At 64.4% G+C, this 11154-nt stretch carries 12 protein-coding genes; all 12 read left to right on the top strand.

All coding sequences use genetic code 11. The features are described from left to right. The first annotated feature begins 24 nt into the window (after positions 1-24). The 12 genes from rpoC (at position 25) to rpsC (ending at position 11125) form a co-directional block, all read left to right on the top strand. Positions 25-4212: a DNA-directed RNA polymerase subunit beta' gene (rpoC, locus tag GDI_RS16175; RefSeq protein WP_012554687.1), complete on the top strand. Its 4188-nt coding sequence runs from the start codon at positions 25-27 to the stop codon at positions 4210-4212. 470 nt (positions 4213-4682) lie between these two features. Beyond that, positions 4683-5054 carry a 30S ribosomal protein S12 gene (gene rpsL / locus GDI_RS16170; protein WP_003621118.1) on the top strand — a complete coding sequence of 124 codons (372 nt, stop codon included), beginning with the start codon at positions 4683-4685 and terminating at the stop codon, positions 5052-5054. 15 nt (positions 5055-5069) lie between these two features. After that, complete coding sequence (gene rpsG / locus GDI_RS16165; RefSeq protein WP_012227965.1) at positions 5070-5546, top strand: 30S ribosomal protein S7; 477 nt, start codon at positions 5070-5072, stop codon at positions 5544-5546. 94 nt (positions 5547-5640) lie between these two features. Next, positions 5641-6831, top strand: a complete 1191-nt coding sequence (gene tuf, locus GDI_RS16160) for an elongation factor Tu (protein ID WP_012227963.1) — start codon at positions 5641-5643, stop codon at positions 6829-6831. A 107-nt stretch (positions 6832-6938) separates the two neighbouring features. Then, positions 6939-7247, top strand: a complete 309-nt coding sequence (gene rpsJ, locus GDI_RS16155; RefSeq protein ID WP_012227960.1) for a 30S ribosomal protein S10 — start codon at positions 6939-6941, stop codon at positions 7245-7247. Positions 7248-7257: 10 nt separating this feature from the next. Next, positions 7258-7941: a 50S ribosomal protein L3 gene (rplC, locus tag GDI_RS16150; RefSeq protein WP_012227958.1), complete on the top strand. Its 684-nt coding sequence runs from the start codon at positions 7258-7260 to the stop codon at positions 7939-7941. A 12-nt stretch (positions 7942-7953) separates the two neighbouring features. Then, the gene (gene rplD, locus GDI_RS16145; RefSeq protein WP_012227956.1) at positions 7954-8568 is read left to right on the top strand and encodes a 50S ribosomal protein L4; all 615 of its coding nucleotides are present in this window, start codon (positions 7954-7956) and stop codon (positions 8566-8568) included. Between the two features lie 35 nt (positions 8569-8603). Then, entirely contained in the window at positions 8604-8900 is a 297-nt protein-coding gene (locus GDI_RS16140; RefSeq protein WP_012227954.1) for a 50S ribosomal protein L23, read from the top strand. Positions 8901-8917: 17 nt separating this feature from the next. Beyond that, positions 8918-9748, top strand: a complete 831-nt coding sequence (rplB, locus tag GDI_RS16135; RefSeq protein WP_012227952.1) for a 50S ribosomal protein L2 — start codon at positions 8918-8920, stop codon at positions 9746-9748. 12 nt (positions 9749-9760) lie between these two features. Next, on the top strand, positions 9761-10039 hold the full coding sequence (gene rpsS, locus GDI_RS16130; RefSeq protein WP_012227950.1) for a 30S ribosomal protein S19: 279 nt from the start codon (positions 9761-9763) through the stop codon (positions 10037-10039). Between the two features lies 1 nt (position 10040). Further along, on the top strand, positions 10041-10445 hold the full coding sequence (gene rplV / locus GDI_RS16125) for a 50S ribosomal protein L22 (protein ID WP_012227949.1): 405 nt from the start codon (positions 10041-10043) through the stop codon (positions 10443-10445). A 2-nt stretch (positions 10446-10447) separates the two neighbouring features. Next, a complete protein-coding gene (rpsC, locus tag GDI_RS16120; RefSeq protein ID WP_012227948.1) occupies positions 10448-11125 on the top strand; it encodes a 30S ribosomal protein S3 in 678 nt (225 codons plus the stop codon). Positions 11126-11154: the final 29 nt, after the last annotated feature.

Below are 11154 nucleotides of genomic sequence, written 5' to 3'. Positions count from 1 at the left end.
TTTCCCCCAGGGGGTTTGCGGCGCATGAATGAACTCATGAAGATCCTGGGCCAGACCGGCCAGGCCATGACTTTCGACCAGATCAAGATCCAGCTCGCATCGTCCGAGCAGATCCGGTCCTGGTCGTATGGCGAGATCAAGAAGCCCGAGACCATCAACTACCGCACGTTCAAGCCGGAACGCGACGGCCTGTTCTGTGCGCGCATCTTCGGCCCGATCAAGGACTACGAGTGCCTGTGCGGCAAGTACAAGCGCATGAAGTTCCGCGGCATCATCTGCGAGAAGTGCGGCGTCGAGGTCACGCTGGCCAAGGTCCGGCGCGAGCGCATGGGCCATATCGAACTGGCCAGCCCGGTCGCGCATATCTGGTTCCTGAAGTCGCTGCCCAGCCGCATCGGCCTGATGGTCGACATGACGCTGAAGGATCTGGAAAAGATCCTGTATTTCGAAAGCTACGTGGTGCTGGAACCGGGCACCTCGCCGCTGAAGCAGTTCAGCCTGCTGACCGAAGACCAGTACCTGGACGTCATGGACGAACATGGCGATGACGGGATCGAGGTCGGAATCGGCGCCGAGGCGATCAAGAAGGTGCTGGAACGCATCGACTGCAAGGCGGACAAGGAGCGCCTGCGCCAGGAGCTGAAGGACACCACGTCCGAAGCCAAGCGCAAGAAGCTGGTCAAGCGTCTGAAGCTGATCGAGGCGTTCGCGGACAGCGAATCGCGCCCCGAGTGGATGATCATGGACCTGATTCCGGTGATCCCGCCGGAACTGCGCCCGCTGGTCCCGCTGGATGGCGGCCGTTTCGCGACGTCCGACCTGAACGACCTGTACCGCCGCGTCATCAACCGCAACAACCGCCTGAAGCGGCTGATCGAGCTGCGCGCGCCCGACATCATCGTGCGCAACGAAAAGCGCATGCTGCAGGAATCGGTCGACGCGCTGTTCGATAACGGCCGTCGCGGCCGCGCGATCACGGGCGCCAACAAGCGCCCGCTGAAGTCGCTGTCTGACATGCTGAAGGGCAAGCAGGGCCGCTTCCGCCAGAACCTGCTGGGCAAGCGCGTCGATTACTCCGGCCGTTCGGTCATCGTGGTCGGCCCGGAACTGAAGCTGCATCAGTGCGGCCTGCCCAAGAAGATGGCGCTGGAGCTGTTCAAGCCGTTCATCTACTCGAAGCTGGAAAAGTACGGTCACGCCACCACCATCAAGGCCGCGAAGCGGATGGTGGAAAAGGAACGTCCCGAGGTATGGGACATCCTGGAAGAGGTGATCCGCGAACATCCGGTCATGCTGAACCGCGCGCCGACGCTGCATCGCCTGGGCATCCAGGCGTTCGAGCCGGTGCTGATCGAAGGCAAGGCGATCCAGCTCCACCCGCTGGTCTGCACCGCCTTCAACGCGGATTTCGACGGCGACCAGATGGCCGTGCACGTGCCGCTGAGCCTCGAGGCGCAGCTGGAAGCGCGCGTGCTGATGATGTCGACCAACAACATCCTCAGCCCCGCGAACGGCAAGCCGATCATCGTGCCGTCGCAGGACATCGTGCTGGGCCTGTACTATCTCAGCCTGGAAACGCCGGAATTCCTGGCCACGCCCGACCGCAACGAGTACGACGCCGAAGGTCGCCTGACGGTCACGGGTGCCTCGTCCTTCGCCACGATCGGCGAGGTCGAGTACGCCCTGTCGGCCGGCGCGATCAAGCTGCATGACAAGATCGTCGCGCGCTTCGACACGGTCGATGCCGAGGGCAAGCCGGTGCGCCAGACCGTCATCACGACGCCGGGCCGCATGCTGATCGCGCAGATCCTGCCCCGCCATCCGGCGATTCCCTTCTCGCTGATCAACAAGCAGCTGACGAAGAAGAACGTGTCGGACGTCATCGACGCGGTCTATCGCCATTGCGGCCAGAAGGAATGCGTCATCTTCTGCGACCGGATGATGGGCCTGGGCTTCCGTCACGCGGCGAAGGCCGGCATCTCGTTCGGCAAGGATGACATGATCATCCCGGCCGAAAAGAAGGTGCTGGTCGAACGCACCGCCGCCGAGGTGAAGGAGTTCGAGCAGCAGTACCAGGACGGCCTGATCACGGCGGGCGAACGCTACAACAAGGTGGTCGATGCCTGGTCGCGCTGCACGGACGAAGTGCAGGCCGCGATGATGAAGGAGATCTCGCGCCAGGAGGTCGGCAAGGTCACGAACTCGGTGTGGATGATGAGCCACTCCGGCGCGCGTGGGTCGCCGGCCCAGATGAAGCAGCTTGCCGGCATGCGCGGCCTGATGGCCAAGCCGTCGGGCGAGATCATCGAGCAGCCGATCATCGCCAACTTCAAGGAAGGCCTGTCGGTTCTCGACTACTTCACCTCCACCCACGGCGCCCGCAAGGGCCTGGCGGACACGGCGCTGAAGACCGCGAACTCGGGCTACCTGACGCGCCGTCTGGTCGACGTGGCGCAGGACTGCATCATCGTCGAGGACGATTGCGGGTCCGAGCGCGGTCTGACGGTCCGCGCCGTCATGGATGGCGGCGAGATCGTCTCGTCCCTGTCCGAGCGGATCCTGGGCCGCACGGTCGCGGCCGATATCCTGGACCCCGCGACGGGCGAGGTGCTGTTCAAGCGCGATACCCTGATCGAGGAGGCCCAGGCCGAGAAGATCGAGAAGGCGGGCGTGGAAAGCGTCCTGATCCGCTCGGTCCTGACCTGCGAAAGCCGGGTCGGCGTCTGCGGCCTGTGCTACGGCCGCGACCTGGCGCGCGGCACGCCGGTCAATATCGGCGAGGCCGTGGGCGTGATCGCGGCGCAGTCGATCGGCGAGCCGGGCACCCAGTTGACCATGCGTACCTTCCATATCGGCGGCGCGGCCCAGCGTGGTGCCGAGCAGTCGATGGTCGAGGCGTCGCGTGACGGCCATGTGACGATCAACAACCGCACCATCGTCCATAACAGCCAGAACGTTCCGATCGTGATGTCGCGTAACTGCGAAATCGTGCTGACGGACGACAAGGGGGTCGAGCGCGCCCGCTACCGTGTGCCGTACGGCGCCCGCCTGCTGGTGGAGGAAGGGGCCGCCGTCACGCGTAACCAGAAGCTGGCCGAGTGGGACCCGTACACCCTGCCGATCATCACCGAGCATTCGGGAACGGTCGAGTATCTGGACCTGATCGACTCCATCACGCTGGTCGAGCGGATGGACGAAGTAACGGGCCTGACCTCGAAGGTCGTCGTGGACTACAAGCAGGCGGCCAAGGGGGTGGACCTGCGTCCGCGCCTGCAGCTCAAGGACGCGAACGGCCACGTCATCAAGCTGTCGAACGGCAATGACGCGCGCTACTTCCTGTCGCCCGACTCGCTGCTGTCGGTCGAAAACGGGGCGCAGGTCAGCGCGGGCGACGTGCTGGCCCGCATCCCGCGCGAAGGCTCGAAGACCCGCGACATCACGGGTGGTCTGCCCCGCGTCGCGGAACTGTTCGAGGCCCGGCGTCCGAAGGATCACGCGATCATTTCGGAAACCGACGGTCGCGTCGAGTTCGGCAAGGACTACAAGGCCAAGCGCCGCATCATCGTGAAGAACGACGAGACGGGCGAGGAGACCGACTACCTGATCCCGAAGGGCAAGCACGTGTCGGTTCAGGAAGGCGACTTCGTCCGCGTGGGCGATCCGCTGGTCGACGGTCCGCGCGTGCCGCACGACATCCTGAAGGTCCTGGGCGTCGAGGCCCTGTCGGACTACCTGGTGAACGAAATCCAGGACGTCTATCGACTGCAGGGCGTGAAGATCAACGACAAGCACATCGAGGTGATCGTCCGCCAGATGCTCCAGAAGGTCGAAATCCTGGAGCCCGGCGACACGACCTACCTGATCGGCGAGACGGTGGATCGGATCGAGTTCGAGACCGAGAACACGAAGCGCCTGAACATGGGCGAACGGCCCGCCCAGGCGATGCCCGTGCTCCAGGGCATCACCAAGGCGTCGCTGCAGACCCAGTCCTTCATCTCGGCGGCCTCGTTCCAGGAAACGACGCGCGTCCTGACCGAAGCCGCGACGGCGGGCAAGAAGGACACGCTGAACGGCCTGAAGGAGAACGTGATCGTCGGTCGCCTGATCCCGGCCGGCACGGGCAGTGTGATGAACAAGCTGCGCGCCATCGCCGCCGGCCAGGACCGCCAGCGCCTGGCGCAGGCCCGTCCGGTGGTCAGCAAGGCGGACTGATTCGCCCGCGAATCGCGCAACTTGCGATGGAAACAGGGCCGGGTGGCGACACCCGGCCCTTTTTTTATGGCTGCGGGCCGCTTCCGGCGTGAATCCGGCTGGTCCGAATCGGCAGGATGTGGGATAGGGCAGCGGCGCGGGGGTTCTGCCGTGGCTGCATGACAGATGCGGCGGATCGGCGCGCTCAAACTGGCGGGGATTGGCCGCGAATCTCAAGGTAACACTTGACTCTCGGCCTTCTGCTTCGTAGGTTCCGCGCCCTCGGCTAGCCCCGTCTCGCAGGACGTCGTTGGCCGTCGAATGCAGCATGCAGGCATGCGGTGCCGTAACCCCCAGAGGGTTGCCAAGGCCGGATGTGAATATGATGCCCAGGCGAATGATTCTCATTCGGTGGGATTTTGTTGTGAACGACAGTCGGCAGCCCGATATGCGGTTGGCCGGCCGAAATTTGTAAGGATCGGGAAAGGCGTATGCCGACCATCAACCAGCTGATCGCCAAAGGCCGCGAGCCCGCAGCCAAGCGCAATAAGGTGCCTGCCCTTCAGGGTTGCCCGCAGAAGCGTGGTGTCTGCACCCGCGTCTACACAACCACACCGAAGAAGCCGAACTCGGCCCTGCGTAAGGTTGCCAAGGTGCGTCTGACGAACGGCTATGAGGTCGTCAGCTACATCCCGGGTGAGGGCCACAACCTGCAGGAGCACAGTGTGGTCCTGATCCGCGGCGGTCGCGTCAAGGATCTTCCGGGCGTGCGCTATCACATCCTGCGTGGCGTTCTGGATACCCAGGGTATCGCCAAGCGTCGTCAGCGTCGCTCGCTCTATGGCGCGAAGCGTCCGAAGTAAAAGGAATAACCAGGCATGAGTCGCCGTCACCGCGCAGTGAAGCGCGAGATTCTTCCCGATCCGAAATTTGGTGATGTCGTCATCACGCGCTTCATGAATGCGCTCATGTACGACGGCAAGAAGTCCACCGCCGAAGGCATCGTCTACGGTGCGCTCGAGGTGCTGCGCCGCCGTGGTGGTGCGTCCGCCGATCCCGTCGTGATGTTCCACAGCGCGCTGGACAACGTGAAGCCGGCCGTCGAGGTCCGCTCGCGTCGCGTCGGCGGTGCCACCTACCAGGTGCCCGTCGAAGTCCGGACCGAGCGCCGTCAGGCCCTGGCGATCCGCTGGCTGATCGACGCCTCGCGCAAGCGTGGCGAGAACACGATGCAGGAACGCCTGTCGAACGAGCTTCTGGACGCGGTCAACAACCGTGGGTCCGCCGTCAAGAAGCGCGAAGACACGCATCGCATGGCCGAGGCGAACAAGGCGTTCAGTCATTACCGCTGGTAAGTAGCGCAGGTCCGGTCTAAAGACCGCCACGCTTCCGGTTAGGAACATTTCAACCCGACTCCCGGCCAGGTGGCCGAGGTAACGGAGATAGACGATGGCAAAGGCTAAATTCGAGCGGACGAAGCCGCACTGCAATATCGGCACGATCGGTCACGTCGATCATGGCAAGACGTCGCTGACCGCCGCGATCACTAAGACGCTGGCGAAGACCGGTGGCGCCACCTTCAAGGCGTACGACCAGATCGACGCGGCGCCGGAAGAGCGCGCCCGTGGCATCACGATCTCGACCGCCCACGTCGAGTACGAGACCGCGAAGCGCCACTACGCGCACGTCGACTGCCCCGGTCACGCCGACTACGTGAAGAACATGATCACGGGTGCCGCCCAGATGGACGGTGCGATCCTGGTCGTGTCCGCCGCCGACGGCCCGATGCCGCAGACCCGCGAGCACATCCTGCTGGCCCGCCAGGTCGGCGTCCCGGCCCTGGTCGTGTTCCTGAACAAGGTCGACCAGGTCGACGATCCGGAACTGCTCGAGCTGGTCGAGATGGAAGTGCGCGAGCTGCTGTCCGCGTACCAGTTCCCGGGCGACGATATCCCCATCATCAAGGGTTCGGCCCTGGTGACGCTGGAAGACGGTGACCCGGAAGTCGGCGAGAACCGCGTGCGCGACCTGATGGATGCGGTCGATGCCTACATCCCGCAGCCGGAGCGTCCGGTCGACCGTCCGTTCCTGATGCCGATCGAAGACGTGTTCTCGATCTCGGGCCGCGGCACCGTGGTGACCGGCCGTGTCGAGCGTGGCGTGGTGAACGTCGGTGACGAAATCGAAATCGTCGGCCTGCGCGCGACGCAGAAGACGACGGTGACGGGCGTCGAAATGTTCCGCAAGCTGCTGGATCGCGGCGAGGCCGGCGACAACATCGGCGCGCTGGTGCGTGGCACGAAGCGTGAGGACGTCGAGCGCGGTCAGGTCCTGGCGAAGCCGGGCTCCATCACCCCGCACACGAAGTTCAAGGCCGAGGCCTACATCCTGACGAAGGAAGAGGGCGGCCGTCACACGCCGTTCTTCACCAACTATCGTCCGCAGTTCTATTTCCGCACCACCGACGTCACCGGCGTCGTGCACCTGCCGGAAGGCACGGAAATGGTCATGCCGGGCGATAACATCGCCATGGATGTCGAGCTGATCGCTCCGATCGCCATGGACGAAGGCCTGCGCTTCGCGATCCGCGAAGGCGGCCGCACCGTCGGCGCCGGCGTGGTTGCTTCGATCACGGCCTGATCGGGTTCTTACCCAAGAAACTGGAGCCCCCGGCCGGAGCGATCTGGCCGGGGTCTCCTTGGGCGGCTCGGGTTCCCCCGAACCAGTAAAGTTGGACTGAACAGAAGATGGACAACCAGAACATCCGCATTCGCCTGAAGGCGTACGATCATCGGGTGCTCGACAACAGCACCAAAGAGATCGTCAACACGGCGAAGCGTACGGGTGCGCGGGTTCGGGGTCCTATCCCGCTGCCGACGCATATCGAAAAATTCACCGTCAACCGCTCTCCCCATGTGGACAAGAAAAGCCGCGAGCAGTTCGAAATTCGGACCCATCGCCGGCTGCTCGACATTGTCGAGCCGACCCCGCAGACCGTGGACGCTCTCATGAAGCTCGACCTCGCCGCCGGCGTGGATGTCGAGATCAAACTTTAAGGTCCAGACGATGCGCACCGGATTGATCGCAAAGAAGCTGGGCATGACCCGGCTGTTCAAGGAAGACGGCACCCACGTGCCCGTCACCGTCCTGCATGTCGATAACCTGCAGGTGGTGGATGTCCGTACCCAGGACCGCGACGGCTATACCGCCGTGCAGTTGGGCTTCGGCAACGCCAAGGTGAAGAATGTCTCCAAACCGAATCGCGGCCATTTTGCTCGCGTGAAGGTCGAACCCAAGAAGAAGCTGGCCGAGTTCCGCGTGGCGGACGACGCCGTGCTGGAAGCAGGCGCGACCCTGTCTGCCGCCCATTTCGTGGTCGGGCAGAAGGTCGACGTGACCTCCACCAGCAAGGGCAAGGGCTTTGCCGGCGCCATGAAGCGCTGGAACTTCGCGGGTCTCGAAGCCTCGCACGGCGTGTCCATCAGCCATCGTTCGCATGGCTCGACGGGTAACCGCCAGGATCCGGGCAAGACCTTCAAGAACAAGAAAATGGCCGGCCATCTGGGCTCCGAACGCGTGACCACCCTCAATCTCGAGGTGGCGGCGGTGGATGCCGAGAAGAATCTGCTCATGGTCCGCGGCTCCGTGCCCGGCGGCAAGAACGAGCTGGTTCTGGTTCGTGATGCGATCAAGAAGGCCCGTCATGCCGAGGCGCCGTATCCGGCGGCCCTGGTTGCGGCTGCGGGCTGAGGATAGAGGGCAATGGATTACGAGATCAAAACCCTCGACAACGGAAGCGCCGGCACGGCCGTCCTTCCGGACGAGATTTTCGGGGTGACGCCGCGGGCGGACATCATGGCGCGTGTCGTGCACTGGCAGCTGGCCAAGCGCCGCGCGGGCACGCACAAGGTCAAGGGGATGGGCGAAGTCTCCGGCACGACCAAGAAGCCGTACCGCCAGAAGGGCACCGGCAGCGCCCGCCAGGGTTCGCTGCGTGCGCCGCAGTACCGCACCGGTGGCGCCGTGCATGGCCCGGTCGTGCGCGACCATGGCTATGACCTGCCCAAGAAGGTGCGTCGCCTGGGCCTGATTTCCGCGCTGTCGCAGAAGGCGGCGGAAGGCAAGCTGGTGGTGCTGGACGCCGCGACCGCTTCGGGCCGCACGTCCGAGCTGGCGGCGAAGGTGAAGGCGCTGGGCTGGAAGTCCGCCCTGATCGTGGATGCCACGGTCGAGGAGAATTTCGGCCGCGCCGCGCGCAACCTGCCGAAGATCGATGCGCTGCCGACGATCGGCGCGAACGTCTATGACATCCTGAACCACGACGTGCTGGCGATCACCCGCGCCGGCGTCGAAGGCCTGAAGGAGCGCCTGGCATGACCAACGTGCTCGCAATCCGCAAGAAGGCGGAGCGCATGTCGCGCGAGGCGATGTATGACATCGTCCGCGCCCCCCTGATCACCGAGAAGGCGACCGCGCTTTCCGAGAAGAATCAGGTGGCGTTCAAGGTCGCGATCGACGCGACCAAGCCGGAGATCAAGGTCGCGGTGGAAACGCTGTTCGGCGTGAAGGTCCTGGGCGTGAACACGCTTGTCCAGAAGGGCAAGACGAAGCGCTTCAAGGGTCGCCCCGGCCAGCGTTCGGATGTGAAAAAGGCGTTTGTACAGCTTGCCGAGGGTCAGTCCATCGACCTGACCGCGAAGCTGGTCTGACGCGGGGTAGCAAGACAATGGCACTGAAGCACTTTAATCCGGTCACCCCCAGCCTGCGCGGAACGGTCCTGATCGACCGCAAGGAGCTCTGGAAGGGTAAGCCCGTCAAGGGGCTGACCGAAGGCAAGAACAAGTCGGGCGGCCGCAACAACCATGGGCGCACCACGTCGCGCTTCATCGGTGGCGGTCACAAGCAGTCCTATCGCTACGTCGATTTCAAGCGGCGGAAGTTCGATGTGGTCGGCACGGTCGAGCGTCTGGAATATGACCCGAACCGCACCGCCTTCATCGCGCTGGTGAAGTACGAGGACGGCGAGCTGGCCTACATCCTGGCGCCGCAGCGCCTGAAGGCCGGCGACCAGGTCGTGGCCGGTGCGCGCGTCGACATCAAGCCGGGCAATGCGATGCCGCTGTCGGCCATTCCGGTCGGCACGATCGTGCACAACATCGAGCTGAAGCAGGGTGCTGGCGGCAAGATGGCCCGGTCCGCCGGGACCTATGCCCAGCTGGTCGGCAAGGATTCCGGCTATGCGCAGATCAAGCTGCAGTCCGGCGAACTGCGCGTCGTCCGTGGCGAATGCATGGCGACCATCGGCGCGGTGTCCAACCCGGACAACATGAACCAGCACATGGGCAAGGCGGGTCGCAGCCGCTGGCTGGGTCGTCGCCCGCACAACCGCGGCGTCGTGATGAACCCGGTCGACCATCCGCATGGTGGTGGTGAAGGCCGCACCTCGGGCGGCCGTCATCCGGTCACGCCGTGGGGCAAGCCGACGAAGGGTTACAAGACCAGGGTCAACAAGCGTACGGACAGTCTGATTATCCGTCGCCGGAAGACCGGCAAGTAAGGGGCAAAGAAGATGGCACGTTCCGTCTGGAAGGGCCCGTTCGTGGACGGGTATCTACTGAACAAAGCCGATGCGTCGCGCGCGTCGGGCCGTAGCGAGGTGATCAAGATCTGGTCGCGTCGTTCGACAATCCTGCCGCAGTTCGTCGGTCTGACGTTCGGCGTCTATAACGGGCACAAGTTCCTGCCCGTTCAGGTGTCGGAAAACATGGTGGGTCATAAGTTCGGCGAGTTCTCGCCGACGCGGACCTTCACCGGTCATTCCTCGGACAAGAAGGCGAAGCGGGGCTGATATGAGCAAGCCTAAGCATCCCCGCACGCTTGCGGAGACCGAGGCGCAGGCCCTGACGCGGAACATCCGCGTTAGCCCGCGCAAACTGAACCTGGTCGCCGGCCTGATCCGCAACAAGCCCGCGTCGCAGGCGGTGGCGATCCTGACGTTCTCGAAGCGCCGGATTGCCCAGGACGTCAGGAAGACGCTGGAGAGCGCGATCGCCAACGCCGAGAACAACCATCAGCTCGACGTCGACCAGCTGGTCGTCGTCCGGGCCGAGGTCGGCAAGTCGATCGTCATGCGCCGCTTCCACGCGCGTGGCCGTGGCCGTTCGTCGCGCATCGAGAAGTTCTTCAGCCATCTGAAGATCGTCGTGGCCGAGCGTGCGGCAGAGGCTGAGACAACCGAGCAGAAGGCGGCCTGATCATGGGACATAAAGTCAATCCGATCGGGCTGCGGCTCGGCATCAACCGCACCTGGGACAGCCGCTGGTATGCCGGCGCCGACTATTCGCGCCTGCTGCACGACGACCTGAAGCTGCGCGCGCACCTGCGCCGCAAGCTGTCGGGTGCCGGCGTGTCCCGCGTGGTGATCGAACGTCCGGCGAAGAAGCCCCGCGTGACGATCTACGCCGCCCGCCCGGGTGTCGTGATCGGCAAGAAGGGCCAGGACATCGACGTCCTGCGCAAGGATCTGACCCGCATGGCGAAGACCGACGTTGCGCTGAACATCGTCGAGATCCGCAAGCCCGAGATCGACGCGACCCTGGTTGCCGAAAACATCGCCCAGCAGCTGGAGCGCCGCGTGGCCTTCCGCCGTGCGATGAAGCGCGCCGTGCAGTCCGCGATGCGTCTGGGCGCCCAGGGCATCCGGATCAATTGCGGCGGCCGTCTGGGCGGCGCCGAGATCGCGCGCGTCGAATGGTATCGCGAGGGTCGGGTGCCGCTGCACACGCTGCGTGCGGACATCGATTACGGCGTGGCCACGGCGAAGACCACCTATGGCACCTGCGGTGTGAAGGTCTGGATCTTCAAGGGCGAGATCCTTGCCCACGACCCGCTGGCGCAGGATCGTCGCGCCGCCGAGCAGGCCCCGCAGCGCTAAGCTGGCGGGACTTAGGACCGAGAAGGGCG

This window comes from Gluconacetobacter diazotrophicus PA1 5, assembly GCF_000067045.1.
GTDB lineage: Bacteria > Pseudomonadota > Alphaproteobacteria > Acetobacterales > Acetobacteraceae > Gluconacetobacter > Gluconacetobacter diazotrophicus.
This window is presented reverse-complemented; position numbering and strand designations above follow the sequence as displayed.

Coding starts and splice junctions, on each gene's coding strand:
- rplD (WP_012227956.1), top strand. CDS start 7,954: ATGGATTACGAGATCAAAACCCTCGACAACGGAAGCGCCGGCACGGCC.
- rpsG (WP_012227965.1), top strand. CDS start 5,070: ATGAGTCGCCGTCACCGCGCAGTGAAGCGCGAGATTCTTCCCGATCCG.
- tuf (WP_012227963.1), top strand. CDS start 5,641: ATGGCAAAGGCTAAATTCGAGCGGACGAAGCCGCACTGCAATATCGGC.
- rpsL (WP_003621118.1), top strand. CDS start 4,683: ATGCCGACCATCAACCAGCTGATCGCCAAAGGCCGCGAGCCCGCAGCC.
- rplB (WP_012227952.1), top strand. CDS start 8,918: ATGGCACTGAAGCACTTTAATCCGGTCACCCCCAGCCTGCGCGGAACG.
- rplV (WP_012227949.1), top strand. CDS start 10,041: ATGAGCAAGCCTAAGCATCCCCGCACGCTTGCGGAGACCGAGGCGCAG.
- rpsJ (WP_012227960.1), top strand. CDS start 6,939: ATGGACAACCAGAACATCCGCATTCGCCTGAAGGCGTACGATCATCGG.
- rpoC (WP_012554687.1), top strand. CDS start 25: ATGAATGAACTCATGAAGATCCTGGGCCAGACCGGCCAGGCCATGACT.
- rpsS (WP_012227950.1), top strand. CDS start 9,761: ATGGCACGTTCCGTCTGGAAGGGCCCGTTCGTGGACGGGTATCTACTG.
- GDI_RS16140 (WP_012227954.1), top strand. CDS start 8,604: ATGTCGCGCGAGGCGATGTATGACATCGTCCGCGCCCCCCTGATCACC.
- rplC (WP_012227958.1), top strand. CDS start 7,258: ATGCGCACCGGATTGATCGCAAAGAAGCTGGGCATGACCCGGCTGTTC.
- rpsC (WP_012227948.1), top strand. CDS start 10,448: ATGGGACATAAAGTCAATCCGATCGGGCTGCGGCTCGGCATCAACCGC.